Origin of the sequence: Devosia polycyclovorans (assembly GCF_042181575.1) — a bacterium.
GTDB lineage: Bacteria > Pseudomonadota > Alphaproteobacteria > Rhizobiales > Devosiaceae > Devosia > Devosia polycyclovorans.
The window spans coordinates 3,041,491-3,054,314 of record NZ_CP170082.1 but is presented as its reverse complement, the minus strand read 5'-3'; the positions used below and the strand labels follow the sequence as shown (position 1 = coordinate 3,054,314).

11 protein-coding genes are annotated in these 12,824 nt (G+C 62.0%); 9 read left to right on the top strand and 2 right to left on the bottom strand.

All coding sequences use genetic code 11. The features are described from left to right. Positions 1-13 precede the first annotated feature (13 nt). The 4 genes from ACE4RL_RS15245 to ACE4RL_RS15230 all read left to right on the top strand — a co-directional run bounded on the left by ACE4RL_RS15245 (position 14) and on the right by ACE4RL_RS15230 (position 3,937). Positions 14-673, top strand: a complete 660-nt coding sequence (locus tag ACE4RL_RS15245) for a response regulator transcription factor (protein ID WP_375597956.1) — start codon at positions 14-16, stop codon at positions 671-673. A gap of 42 nt (positions 674-715) precedes the next feature. Beyond that, positions 716-2,095 carry an ATP-binding protein gene (locus ACE4RL_RS15240; RefSeq protein ID WP_375597955.1) on the top strand — a complete coding sequence of 460 codons (1,380 nt, stop codon included), beginning with the start codon at positions 716-718 and terminating at the stop codon, positions 2,093-2,095. A 62-nt stretch (positions 2,096-2,157) separates the two neighbouring features. After that, on the top strand, positions 2,158-2,637 hold the full coding sequence (locus ACE4RL_RS15235) for an RT0821/Lpp0805 family surface protein (RefSeq protein ID WP_375597954.1): 480 nt from the start codon (positions 2,158-2,160) through the stop codon (positions 2,635-2,637). 82 nt (positions 2,638-2,719) lie between these two features. Further along, the gene (locus ACE4RL_RS15230) at positions 2,720-3,937 is read left to right on the top strand and encodes a hypothetical protein (protein WP_375597953.1); all 1,218 of its coding nucleotides are present in this window, start codon (positions 2,720-2,722) and stop codon (positions 3,935-3,937) included. Here ACE4RL_RS15230 and ACE4RL_RS15225 read toward each other — a convergent pair whose 3' ends face one another. Then, a complete protein-coding gene (locus ACE4RL_RS15225) occupies positions 3,938-5,917 on the bottom strand; it encodes an FAD-dependent oxidoreductase (protein WP_375597952.1) in 1,980 nt (659 codons plus the stop codon). After that, positions 5,914-6,990 carry a hypothetical protein gene (locus ACE4RL_RS15220; RefSeq protein ID WP_375597951.1) on the bottom strand — a complete coding sequence of 359 codons (1,077 nt, stop codon included), beginning with the start codon at positions 6,988-6,990 and terminating at the stop codon, positions 5,914-5,916. Before ACE4RL_RS15220 ends, ACE4RL_RS15225 begins: the two co-directional genes overlap by 4 nt. Positions 6,991-7,095: 105 nt before the next feature. Here ACE4RL_RS15220 and ccmI point away from each other — a divergent pair, with 105 nt between their 5' ends. The 5 genes from ccmI (at position 7,096) to ACE4RL_RS15195 (ending at position 12,775) form a co-directional block, all read left to right on the top strand. Further along, positions 7,096-8,208: a c-type cytochrome biogenesis protein CcmI gene (gene ccmI / locus ACE4RL_RS15215; protein ID WP_375597950.1), complete on the top strand. Its 1,113-nt coding sequence runs from the start codon at positions 7,096-7,098 to the stop codon at positions 8,206-8,208. Then, positions 8,205-8,678 carry a cytochrome c maturation protein CcmE gene (gene ccmE / locus ACE4RL_RS15210; protein ID WP_375597949.1) on the top strand — a complete coding sequence of 158 codons (474 nt, stop codon included), beginning with the start codon at positions 8,205-8,207 and terminating at the stop codon, positions 8,676-8,678. Before ccmI ends, ccmE begins: the two co-directional genes overlap by 4 nt. Next, the gene (locus tag ACE4RL_RS15205; protein ID WP_375597948.1) at positions 8,675-10,648 is read left to right on the top strand and encodes a heme lyase CcmF/NrfE family subunit; all 1,974 of its coding nucleotides are present in this window, start codon (positions 8,675-8,677) and stop codon (positions 10,646-10,648) included. Before ccmE ends, ACE4RL_RS15205 begins: the two co-directional genes overlap by 4 nt. Next, positions 10,648-11,115: a cytochrome c-type biogenesis protein CcmH gene (locus tag ACE4RL_RS15200; protein WP_375597947.1), complete on the top strand. Its 468-nt coding sequence runs from the start codon at positions 10,648-10,650 to the stop codon at positions 11,113-11,115. Before ACE4RL_RS15205 ends, ACE4RL_RS15200 begins: the two co-directional genes overlap by 1 nt. Before the next feature lie 118 nt (positions 11,116-11,233). Further along, a complete protein-coding gene (locus tag ACE4RL_RS15195; protein ID WP_375597946.1) occupies positions 11,234-12,775 on the top strand; it encodes a Do family serine endopeptidase in 1,542 nt (513 codons plus the stop codon). Positions 12,776-12,824: the final 49 nt, after the last annotated feature.

The window sequence follows — 12,824 nt, the reverse complement described above, 5'->3', positions numbered from 1 at the left end:
GTGGGGGCGGATCATGCGTATTCTGGTTGTTGAAGACGACGAAAATCTCAATCGGCAGATCAAGGACGCATTGACCGAGGCGGGATATGCGGTGGATGTGGCCTTCGATGGCGAAGAGGGACATTTTCTAGGGGACACAGAGCCCTATGACACCATCATCCTCGATATCGGCCTGCCGCAGATGGATGGGCTCTCAGTGCTGGAGGAGTGGCGCCGGGCCGGCAAGACCACGCCGGTTCTCTTGCTGACGGCACGCGATCGCTGGAGCGACAAGGTGCAAGGTATCGACGCCGGTGCGGACGACTACGTTGCCAAGCCATTCCATATGGAGGAGGTGCTGGCGCGCGTGCGGGCACTCGTCCGCCGAGCAGCCGGTCACGCAAGCAATGAAATTGTCTGTGGCGCTGTCCGTCTGGATGCCCGCAGCGGCAAGGTGACGGTCGAGGGGCAGTCGGTGAAGCTGACGAGCCACGAATTGCGGCTTTTGAGCTATCTGATGCACCACAAGGGCAAGGTCATCTCCCGTACGGAGCTGACCGAGCATCTTTATGATCAGGATTTCGACCGCGACAGCAACACAATTGAAGTCTTTGTAGGGCGCTTGCGCAAGAAACTCCCCGAGGATTGTATCCAAACCGTGCGCGGTCTTGGCTATCAGATCCTTGGCGATTGACCTGGCGTCATGATGGCATGACTGGCGGGGCCAAGGCCTAGTATGCTGCGCAGAGGGTCAATCGCAGCGTCATTGTTCTGGTTGTCGGCGGGCTGGCTGGTGTTGGCGCTGGTGACGACCGGCGCGTTGCTGACCGACCTTTATTCGCGCGCACTCGACAGCACGCTGACCGAGACACTCGATTTCCACGTCGAGAGCCTGGCCGGTGCACTTCTCGAGGCCGGGGACCCCCAGGATGATGGAATTGTACTGGCCGATCCGCGGTTTGAGCGTCCACGTTCAGGCTGGTATTGGATCATACGGGGCGAAGAAGGGGGGCTGATCAATCTGTCCACATCCGTGGTGGGCATCGATCTGCCGGGCGTGGGCGCGGCGGCCGACGCGATGGGGCGGAGCACCGAGGTGATCAACGACCCCTTCGGCACGCAATTGCGCATGGTCGAGCGCAACGTCACCCTGGGAGGCACCAGCTACCGAATAACTGTGGCGGGCAATCTGACGGAGATGTTGAAGCTCGTAGCGGACTTCCGGGGACAAACCTTTATCGTACTCGGCGCGGTTGGCGTCATGCTGGCTGTCATGAGTACAATTGTGGCCCGCATTGCGCTGCGTCCGATAGCCCGGTTGAGCAAGGCCGTCGAGGCGGTACGCGAAGGTGAGAGCGCTGAAGTTTCCGGGACATATCCCACCGAAATCGCACCTCTCGCCGAGGAGGTGAACGAGCTCCTTCGCTCCAACGTGCAGATCATCGAACGGGCGCGCAACCAGGTGGGCAACCTCGCTCACGGGCTGAAGACGCCCATCGCCGTGCTGCGCAACGAGGCCTATGCACGCAAAGGGGCGCTGGCCGATATCGTCGCCTCCGAGACCGAAAAAATGAGCAATATGGTCTCGACCTATCTCGAGCGGGCGCGACTGGCCGCGCGGACATCGGTGGTGGGCAAGAAGGCTGACCCGACCATGATCATGCTGCGCCTGACCCGCGTCATGCGCAAGATTCATCCGGACGTGACCATTGCCTTTCAGCGCCCCGACGCGTCTTTGCCCTGGTTCCGCGGAGACGAGGCCGATTTTGAGGAAATGGCCGGTAACCTGCTCGACAACGCCTGCAAATGGTCCAAGGGGCAGGTTGGTGTCCGGCTAAGCAGCATACGAGCCGAAAAGGGCACACAACTGCTGATGCGGATCGACGACAATGGTCCGGGCCTATCCGTGGAAGACGCCCGGAAAGTGTTGCGCAGGGGTGTCAGGCTGGACGAGAAAACGCCGGGCTCCGGACTGGGGCTGGATATCGTCAAGGAACTGGTCGATGTCTATGGCGGCGAGCTTGAACTCAAGCGGTCGCAACTGGGTGGATTGTTGGTGGAGCTGCGGCTGCCAACGGCCCGTCTGGGCGGTCTGGTCAAGCCGCCTGGGAACTGACGCACTTTCGCCGCATTGCGCCAACAAGAACCGTATTCGACTGCACCAGAGGCACGAACTCAATGAATCGCACACCGCTCCTCGCCCTCACGATCCTTGCCCTTGCGCTTGCCGCCTGCTCGAGCACTGGCACGACGCGCGTTGCCCAAGTGCCGGTGACGCCGCAGCCAGTGGTGACGCAGCCGCAGCCGCTGGTGGCGACTTCGGCCCAGACTGTGCAGACGGCCAAGCTAACCACCAGCATTGCCGATGGCTTTGTCGATCCATCCGCCCTGGCGCTGATGACTGCCAAGGACTCCAATGAAGCCAATAGCGCGCAGTTTTATGCGCTGCAGTTCGGCAGGCCGGGTGCACCGCGCCAGTGGGCGGGGGACAAAGGGACGACGGGTTCGGTGGCTGTTGGCCCCTACGTGCGGGTAAACAACCTCGACTGCCGGGATTTCACGCACACGGTCAAAGTCGGTGGCACCGACTATGTCAAGAAAGGCACGGCCTGCCGCGAGCAGAACGGCAATTGGAGCGTCGTCCAGGGCGCGGCCTGACGACACCTGGGCTTCAGGAAAAGGATTGTTTACCATGACCCTATAGGGTCAGTGGTGACGTCACATCTGACCTGAAGCCGACATGAACCAGCCTGCCACCAGCGCTCCTGCTGCTATCGCGACGCCTTCCCGACCGGGGACCGGCGCCGGGGCCGCTGGACGTCGCCCGTTCTGCGGCCTGATCGACCCAGTCCTCGTTGACGAACCGGTTCTGTTTCCCTTCTCCGGTTCGGTAAGCGTAGAGGCCGCCAGGAGCGCCTGGGTCTGGGCCGTGCGCGATCTTTGTGCGGACCTGATTTCGGCCGAAGGCGTCGCCAACGGCAATTTTGGCGCTGCCGATCTTGAACCGCTCATGCCCGAAGTTCTGACCCGCATGAAAACGGCGTTGGAAAAGATTGCCGGCGACAACGAGGCAAAGCGTCGCCTGCGCGCCCAGTCCAGCCGGGAAAATTTCCACGATGAAGCCGCGATCGTCATCGCTGCGCTGAGGACGCGTGCACTGCTGCCCAAGGCCCAGGGCTTTGGCAAGGCCATCAATGCCATGACAGACGAGGCCGCGCTGGGTGTGGCACTGCAATCCATGCCGTTGCAGGACCCCAAACTGGCTGGACTGATGTTTCACGCGGCTATCGGCCAGGTCGCCAATCCGACCCGCCTTGTGACTGCGGTGATCAAACTGAGCGGCAATACCAGCGAGCAAGCCATTGCCCGCAACGGCTTTGCGCCTTTGATCGAGGCCATCCTGGGACATGCCCAGAACCAGCTTAAGAGCTTGCAACTGCATGGACCTTTTGCTGACGTGGATATGGTCTGCAGGAGCCTGGACCGGTTCCACCGCCTCGTTCGGTCACTGACCGGCTATGTCGAGTTCGCCCGCGGTAGTCGTTCCACACAGGTCCTGGCTACCATCACGAAAATGGTGTCGGACCGTGTCGAGCCTCGGTTGAGGGAGGTTGTCACCGACCTCAACCAGGCCATGCGCCGGCCACGCGAAGGGGCAGACCGGATCGACAATGACCGCCTGCTGGGCGCAATCAATGGTGTCTATCTTCTTTCGACGGTGCGGGATTGCCGGGACTCGTTGGCGCTCAACGCTGTATTTGACCAGGCATGGAGCCAGACCGGCCAGGCCCTCGAACTGCACATTCAGCGCAACCTCGACCTGTTGCGACAGAATCCGGACGACACGGTGACCGGCGAAAGGCTCGATGCGGCCATCAAAATGGCTGAGATCCGCTTTAACAGCGAGTATGCCGAGACATTGAAACGCGCCCGAGCAGCCGCGGAACGACGCGCCTGATCAGGGATCAAGCGCCTCTATTTGGGCACGGATGATCTGCCCCCGCTCCCTGACCGTCACCGGATGTCGCGAGGAGCCGGCTTGGGCGACAACCAGTCCCACCGTCCCGGAAGTCGCGTACCGTAAAACCACGCCGATAGCATGGATGGGGTGCTTGGTATCGGAGTCGGGGTAGATCAGGGCGCCCGCTTCCAGAACGCGCGGTTCATCGGGCACGATTCGTACGATTTTGGCATCATCTCCGTACCTGCCGGCAAGGTACGGAGGAACTTCGTCTAACGGCACGGGCTCCCAAGCTTCGGAACGAGGCTCCGAGGGCGCGGCTGCAAGAGGCACAGAAGCGACGCGCTCCTGGGCAACAATTCCCGCCGCCTCGGCTGGTACAAGCGACAGATCGACACCAGCGGCGACCTCGTTCACGGCCAGGGGTTGTGGTGCCTCGGAAAGAAGTGGCAATCCGCGCGGCGGCGATCGCCAGAATGCAAGACTGACCCTCTTCCTGGTTGGAGATGGTCTTTGTATGAGGCTGGTTCCCGCGTCCAGGTAAGCCGGCGCTGCCTCACCGGCGAGGGGGGCTATGGCAAGCGGTCCATCGGGCGTCTCATGCAGCCGGTCTACACTGGGGTCATCCACCGGACGGCGCTGGCGCCCAAGAAGCTGGTCGATGGCGTCAGCCCCACTCTGAATACATCCACGCCGGGTGAGATAGCCTGCGGCACTTCCTGCCAAGGCAATGGAGTCGAGCGAGCCTTGTGCCTCGATCCTTCGCCGCTCAGCATGCCATGCACTGGTTCCTCCGGCGATATGCCACAAGGTGAGATCAGGCTGCCAGCCGCCCGAAACCAATAAGCGATCCGTCACGAGTGGCATCTCGCTGCGGCCTTCCAGATGTACCGATAGCGTACCGCCGGCACGCGCGACCACTGCAGCGGCGACGGTGGTACCAGGAGACTGGACGATGCCATATGCACGAGAGAAAGCAATGAACCGGGATGCTGTCTCGGAACGGCTGTCCAATATGCGGTCGACCCTGACGCCTGCATCGCTTGCCAGCATGGCGAGCCGATATGCGAAGTTGCTGCTGGTTGCGGCCACGGCATGCTGACCCGGCCACACACCATATCGTGTTGCCAGCTCATAGGCATCCAATGTTCCAATGACACCCGGCAGCCTGTTACCTGGAAAGAGTGGCAGGCGTTCCAGCGATCCGGTGGCGATAACAATGTGTGACGCTGCCATGTCGATGACGTGCCCGCGGCTGTTCCCCGAGCTGGCGTCGATCTGGTGCGCACGCACCATGCCGGGCCCAACTGAAAACACCTCGGTGGACTTGAGGATCGTGATCGCATCGGCCGCTTCAACTTCTGCTGCGAGCCGTGTCATGCTTTCTTCGGGTGCATCTTCGCCTTCCTGTGTGCCGAAGAGCCCCGAATTGCCACCGAGAAATGCGCGAGCTTCGATAAGTGTAACCGTCAATCCGGCTCTTGCCCCTGCCAATGCGGCAGACAGGCCAGCGACGCCACCGCCGATAACCAGCAACTCGCTTGAGCTGCCCGCCAAGCCAGGCGTAGCTCGCCAGGGGTAGGGCATGGGCTGGGCAGCATACAGCTTCAGTCCAAGCGTTCGGCCAGCCTGGAACAGCCGGGCAATCCCACGGGAACGCTCTGCGCCCAGGCAGACGAAATCGGCACCATCCTGAGCCGGAGTTCTGGCCATTGGCAGCGCAAACTGGGGGTCATGACGCAGGCTGGCGTGGCTGATGGCGGGGTAGGCGCGGCTTGTCAAACCGACCGGGCTGTTCAGGTGCGACCCTAGTGTGTCTATGCCGGAGGCCAGGGCAGCGCTCAGTACGGTGTCGCCTTCGAAGCCTGTGACAAGGCGCCCGTCGAGCCGGAACGTTACAGGACGGCTTCGATCGATTGCGGTTCCCCCAAAGCCCTTCGGTGCGGACTCGGGCAGCCGGTTGATCTGCGGTTTCATGCGGTCAGACTTTTCGCTGGCCAACTGAACTCATCCACCCGTTTCGACTGGCCTTCGCGGTTCACCAGGTGCAGATCAAACCAATGTGCCTCTTCGCTCGAGGCCTCACCCGCCAACCACCGGGCCAGCGCGGGTACTATGAAGGCACCATAGCTGCCAGTAGCGGCCACGACGTCCGCGCCGAGCCCCGCCGCCCGCCCGAAGGCTGGCGCCCCATCCTTGGTTGCCAATGCCGCAAAGCTTGTTTGGCCTGCCTGCTCCACGCGCCTGTCTTGTCCCAGCAGTGCTCGCAAATGTTCTGAAAAATCTGCCTGCTCACCCGGTCCGTACGCGGCGATACCACCCTCAATCTGTTGAGTCAGAAACAGGCCGCTATCGAGTTCGTGCATTATCGAAGCAGCCAGCGGTCGCGTCGGCGTTGTGAGGATGCTCGTGCTGGGTACTCTGCGAAGCAGTGTCGGCCACTGCCGAAGCGGCAGCCAGCGCATGATCGCCTCGTCGTCGGCCAGTACGGCCTGGCGGGCGCCGAGAAGCGCATCCTGGCTTTCAAGTTCCACCCCACCGTCATTGCCAATCGTCACCGAAGAGGGTGTCGGCCGCAGCACGGAACGGCTTGCCAGCCAGCGCTCAAGTTCCGTCTCCAACTGCGGTCGGTTGAGCTTGAGGGCGTCCCGCAAGATGATACCCGAGCGGTTGCCGCCCAGGACTGACTGGCTCACCGGTTCCGCTGCAATTCCAAAACCGTTGGCCATGTGCCGGATATGGGAGAGCGCTTCAGTGGCATGCGGCTCCTGTGCGAAAAAGACCGGGTCGGTGCGGGACACTGCGCTGCGACCGGCGATACGCGAGACAAACCGCGCCGCCTCTGGGGCGGTCTGGGTCAGAATAGACCAGCTTCGTGGGCGGGTTATGGGCGCAACGGACAGATCGATCCCGCGGGGCAGCCGGTAGCCGGCCCGACTGTGACCGACCAGCAGGACTTTCCTGGCGTGCTCGCCAGCCAGCAAACCGGCAAGTAGTTGCGCGGTGGGTGTGGAGCCGAATACTGCGAAGTCGAAAAGCGGGTCGCTCATGCGGCAAATGGGCCCGCGACCACAGGCCCCTGTGGCAATGCGTCCCTGACTTTCTGCGCTGTTTTGATGGTTTTTCGCCGCATTCGGCTTATAGAGGACCATGCCTTGCCGCATTGGGCAAACAAGCGTTTGGGGCCGATGATTTTCTGGTCGATTGCCATTGCCGTTACCGCCATTGCCTGTGCCGCTTTGTATTATGCGGCGGCGGGACGCACGGTCAACGCGACTGGCGACGAAATGGCTGATCACAACAGACAATTTCGAATGGCCCTCGAAGCCATCGAGGCCGATGAGCGCAGCGGCAAGCTCGATGCTGAACAGGCGCTCGCGGCCAGGGGCGAGTTGGCGCGGGATGTTTTGCGCAGCAAGTCTGCCCCGGTTTCGGCCGGCGCCAAGCCTCTTGGGATGACGCCAGTACTGTTCGGGCTCATCGCTACAGCAGCGCTCAGCCTCGGCATATACACTTTTCTCGGGCGGCCTGACCTGCCTGCCCAACCACTGGCCGGCCGTCCGGAATTGGCCGCACAATCACTGGACCTGCGCGAGGCGGTGACTCGCATAGAGGCACGATTGGCACAAACCCCTGACGATCTGCGCGGTTGGCAGGTCATTGCGCCAGCCTATCTGGAAATGGGACGATTCGGCGACGCCGCCAACGCCTATAGGCGCCTACTGGCTTTGTCCGAGCCAACGGCCGAATTGCAGACCGATCTGGCCGAGGCCCTGCTGCTTGATGCAGATGGCGCAGGGTCCGAAGAAGCCATGGGCCTGCTGCGGCAGGCAGCCGATGCGGATAGTGCGCACATCCGCTCTCGACTCTATCTGGCGGCCGAATTCATGCGCCTAGAGCGCTACGAGGAGGCGGCAGCTTATTGGCAGCAGGTTCTCGATCGCGCGACTGGCGATGAACCTTGGCTGCCGGCCGCCCGCCAGGGCCTCGCCGTCGCACAGAACGACGGCGTCGACGCCACCGGGGCAGAACAGGCCGAAAGGATCGCGGGCATGGTCAGCGGGCTCGCCGAACGTCTATTTGATGGGGGCGGCACAGTTGAGGAATGGGCTCAACTGGTGCGTTCCTACCTGGTTCTGGGCGATCGCGACAACGCACAGCGCGCCTATGATGCCGCGGTTGACGCTTATCCCGCCGCGTTCGATCGTGGCGGTCTCGATACGCTCGCTCTGGATGCGGGACTGACGCTGAATGGAGAACAGCCATGACTATGCCGACCTCGGCGCGCCGCGGCCTAACTCGCAAGCAGAAGCGCCTTGCTACCATTGCCGGGCTGGCACTGGTGCTCGCCATCGCCACTGCGCTGGTGCTGGTGGCGCTACGCGACCAGATCGTCTTCTTTTATGCCCCTAGTGATGTCGCCGCCCGCGAGATCGCCCCGGGACAGGCCATTCGCCTCGGCGGACTTGTCAAGGAAGGCAGTTGGATACGCGATGGCCAGGAAAACCTGTTCACGATCACCGACGGGGGGCACGAAATTGTCGCGCAGTATGTGGGCATACTCCCGGACCTGTTCCGCGAAGGGCAGGGCGTCGTGGCAGAAGGCAGCCTTGGCGCCGACGGGCGCTTCGAGGCCAGCAATGTGCTGGCCAAGCATGATGAGAACTACATCCCCAAAGAAGTCGTAGAGGCGCTCAAGGCACAGGGCGAGTGGCGGCCTGAGGGTGTTGCACAGTGAGCATCGAGCTTGGACATTTTGCTCTGGTCCTCGCCTTTGCGATTGCCCTGCTTTCGGCGTTGGGGGGATTAACGCTCTGGCGGCGGGGTGAGCGTCTGGCTGCCGTTCTCAGCCAGGCCGCCATCCTGCAATTTGTGCTGGTGGCCCTGGCATTCCTGGCCGTGGTTCATGCCTTTGTGGTGTCGGACTTCAGCCTGGCGCTGGCAGCCAACCATTCCCACTCGCTCAAACCTCTGATCTTCAAGATTTCTGGCGTCTGGGGCAATCACGAAGGCTCAATGCTGCTGTGGGTCCTGATCCTGGTCCTGTTTGGCGCCCTGGTCGCCGCGTTCAGCCGGGAACTGCCTTCGGACCTGACCAATTTGGTCCTCGGTACGCAGAGTCTGTTGACCGCCGCGTTTGCCGGCTTCACTCTCTTTACCTCCAATCCCTTTGCACGGCTCTCGCCTGCGCCTCTGGAGGGCGGCGATCTCAATCCGGTACTGCAGGATATCGGCCTGGCCATCCACCCCCCGCTGCTCTATGCGGGCTATGTCGGCTTTTCGATCTGCTTTTCCTTCGCCATCGCAGCTCTGGTTTCGGGCCGCATCGACCAGGCATGGGCACGCTGGGTGCGGCCCTGGACAATGCTCAGCTGGACCTTCCTGACCCTGGGCATCGCCATGGGCTCATACTGGGCCTATTACGAGTTGGGCTGGGGCGGGTGGTGGTTCTGGGATCCGGTGGAGAACGCCAGCTTCATGCCCTGGCTGGCCGGCACGGCGCTGCTGCATTCGGCGCTGGTCATGGAAAAGCGCAATGCGCTCAAGATCTGGACGATCTTTCTGGCCATCATCACCTTCTCCCTGTCCCTGCTCGGTACCTTCCTGGTGCGCTCGGGCATTCTGACTTCCGTTCACACTTTTGCCAGCGATCCAACGCGGGGTCTTGTTATCCTGACTATGCTGGCCATTCTGATTGGCGGGGCCTTTCTGCTCTTTGCCATCCGTTCGCCGGCTTTGAGGCAGGGTGGCCTGTTCGCCCCGATCAGCCGCGAGGGCGCGCTGATCCTCAACAATCTTTTCCTTGCCACAGCGGTCGGCGCTGTGCTGGTGGGCACACTTTACCCGCTGCTGCTGGACGCCCTCACCGGAACGACAATCTCAGTTGGCGCCCCGTTCTTCAATTTTACTTTCGGGGCGCTGATGGCACCGCTCTTGCTGGTCCTGCCTTTCGGGCCGTTGCTGGCATGGAAAAGGGCGGATCTGGTGGCCGCCGGGCAGCGCCTGATGGGCTTTGCAGCGCTGGCGGTTTTCCTCGCCATTCTCATTTCGGCCCTGGCGGGCAATTCGATCTCGCTGGTGCCGGTCGGGTTGCTGCTAGGCTTCTGGGTGACTTTCGGCGCCATTGCGGAATTGATCGAGCGCAGCCGGCTCGGACGCATACCGCTGGCAGAGAGCTTGCGGCGGCTGGTCGGCTTGCCGCGCAGCATATGGTCGACCGCCATCGGCCATATGGGGATGGGCCTGACGGTTCTGGGCATTGTCTCGGTATCGGCCTGGGAGACAGAGCTGGTCACCACGCTCAACCCCGGCGAGACGGCCGAACTGTCCGGCTATGTGATTGCCTTTGACAGCTTCGAACAGATCCCCGGTGCCAACTATGTGGCAGATGCCGGGCGGTTTACCGTGACCAGTCCGAACGGGGATTTGGCAACCCTGATACCTGAGCGTCGGACCTACGTTGCCAGCGGCATGCCCACCACGGAGGCGGCGATCCAGACCTATGGCCTGTCCCAGCTCTATTTGCAGCTCGGCGAGTCGCTCGATGATACCCATGTCATCCGTGTCTGGCACAAGCCTTACATTCTACTGATCTGGATTGGTGCGCTGGTGATGTCAGGCGCCGGCATATTGTCGCTGAGCGATCGCCGTGTCCGTTTCGGCGTGCCGCAAACCTCGCGCAGGACCAAGCTGGAGGCATCCCGCTAATGCTGCGTGTCACGCTGTTGTGTCTGGCGCTGTTTATGACGCCTGCTGCTCACGCGCTCGGGCCTGACGAGATCCTGCCGGATCCGGCCCTGGAGCAGCGGGCGCGCGACATTTCGGCCGGACTGCGCTGCCTTGTCTGCCAGAATCAATCCATCGATGACAGCGATGCCGACCTCGCGCGGGACCTGCGCGTGCTGGTGCGGGAACGACTGGTTGCAGGCGACACCAATGCCGAAGTCGAACAATATGTCGTTGATCGCTATGGCGAATATGTGCTGCTCAACCCGCGCCTGGGGGGACATACGCTGCTGCTCTGGACCGCCGCGCCGCTGCTGCTAATTGTGGGCCTGGTAGCCTTGTTGGTGGCACGTCGACGCATGGTCCCTCCGACACCCGACGCGTTGACGCCTGAGGAGCTTGCCGCGCTCGAAAACCTGAAACATGGCAGCGACAAGACCGGGGCCTGACACAATCCCGCCTGCAACATTGCCAAAGCTTAATCTTGGCGCAACTTCATAGAAAGGCGCGTCGTTCCATACGTATCACCACAAGCTGTTGAGAGCTTAACGAAGGAGATACGTTCCCATGCGTTCGACTATTATTTCGCGTACCCGCCATTGGCTGGGCGCATCGGCACTGGCCCTTCTGGTTGGCGTCGGCGGCGTTTCCACCGCTTTTGTGTTCACCGGTCAGGCTGCCAACGCGCAGATGCAGAATGCCGCGCAGATCGTTGTGCCCCAGGCGCAGGTGCAGCAGGGATTTGCCGATCTTGTCGAGGCGGTTAAGCCCGCAGTGGTCTCCATCCTGGTCGAGGCCGAGGCCCCTGGACGCACCGTCCAGCGCGGCGGCCGTGACTTCAATTTCGAGTTTAATTTCCCTGACCTTCCCGAAGATCACCCCTTCCGTGATTTCTTCGATCAGTTTGGTGCGCCGAACGGACAGGGTGCACCCGGTCGTCAGGGCGCCCCGCGGCGCTTCATGGCGGCCGGCTCGGGCTTCATCATTTCTGCCGACGGCTACGTGGTCACCAATAATCACGTCGTCGAGGACGCCACCAAGGTTACTGTGGTGTTCGAGGACGGCTCTGAACAGGTCGCCGAAATCGTTGGCACCGACGAGCGGACCGATCTGGCCGTGCTCAAGATCGAGGGCGAGGATCTCCCGTTTGTGGGCTTTGAAAGCGATGATCAGCCGAGCCGTGTGGGCGACTGGGTCATCGCCGTGGGCAATCCCTTTGGCCTTGGCGGTACCGTGACGGTGGGTGTCATCTCAGGCGCCGGCCGTGATATCGGCGGTTCCAATTATGGTGACTTCCTGCAGATCGACGCCGCCGTCAACACCGGCAACTCGGGTGGCCCAGCTTTCAACGCCAATGGCGAAGTGGTTGGTGTGAACACCGCCATCTATTCGCCCACCGGCGGCAATGTCGGCATCGCCTTTGCCATTCCGGCCCGCACAGTGCAGCAGATTGTCGGCCAACTCATAGAAGATGGCTCGGTGACCCGCGGTTATCTGGGCGTTTCCATTCAGGACGTCAGCCGTGACATCGCGGACAGCGTCGGATTGCCCAACGCAAGAGGTGCCATCGTTCGCGAACCGACCGAAGATGGCCCGGCCGGCGCGGCTGGTGTTGAGTCCGGTGACATCATTCTGCAGGTCGACGGAGAAGAGATCAACGATGCGCTCGATCTCAGCCGCACCATCGCCGGAAAGGCCCCTGACAGCACTGTGGAGCTGACCATCTGGCGTGATGGAGCCGAGACCACAATTTCGGTCCAGCTTCAGCAGCTCGACGAAACTGCTGTCACACAAACGCCTGAGCAGCCGACCCCGCCCGAGGCCCTGCCCGAGGCCGCTACTGCCCTGGGTATGACGCTGGTGCCAAATGGCGACGGTTCAGGTGGTCTGTTGATCCAGAATGTGGATGGCGACAGCCCGGCGGCCCAGCGTGGCTTCGCCACCGGTGATGTCATTCTCGAGGTCGACAACAAGCCGGTATCCGAACCCGGCGACTTCGACCAGGCGGTTCAGGCCGTCCGGGATCGTGGTCTCAACACGGTTCTGATCAAGATTGCCCGCGACGGTGAAGCACGCTTTGTTGGCCTGCCGATTGGCGAAACTGAGTGATGAAACCTGTTGGGCTCCGGGCTTTGCCTGGGGCCCAATATTCAGTATT

Coding starts and splice junctions, on each gene's coding strand:
- ACE4RL_RS15220 (WP_375597951.1), bottom strand. CDS start 6,990: ATGAGCGACCCGCTTTTCGACTTCGCAGTATTCGGCTCCACACCCACC.
- ACE4RL_RS15240 (WP_375597955.1), top strand. CDS start 716: ATGCTGCGCAGAGGGTCAATCGCAGCGTCATTGTTCTGGTTGTCGGCG.
- ACE4RL_RS15245 (WP_375597956.1), top strand. CDS start 14: ATGCGTATTCTGGTTGTTGAAGACGACGAAAATCTCAATCGGCAGATC.
- ACE4RL_RS15235 (WP_375597954.1), top strand. CDS start 2,158: ATGAATCGCACACCGCTCCTCGCCCTCACGATCCTTGCCCTTGCGCTT.
- ACE4RL_RS15200 (WP_375597947.1), top strand. CDS start 10,648: ATGCTGCGTGTCACGCTGTTGTGTCTGGCGCTGTTTATGACGCCTGCT.
- ACE4RL_RS15195 (WP_375597946.1), top strand. CDS start 11,234: ATGCGTTCGACTATTATTTCGCGTACCCGCCATTGGCTGGGCGCATCG.
- ACE4RL_RS15230 (WP_375597953.1), top strand. CDS start 2,720: ATGAACCAGCCTGCCACCAGCGCTCCTGCTGCTATCGCGACGCCTTCC.
- ccmE (WP_375597949.1), top strand. CDS start 8,205: ATGACTATGCCGACCTCGGCGCGCCGCGGCCTAACTCGCAAGCAGAAG.
- ACE4RL_RS15225 (WP_375597952.1), bottom strand. CDS start 5,917: ATGAAACCGCAGATCAACCGGCTGCCCGAGTCCGCACCGAAGGGCTTT.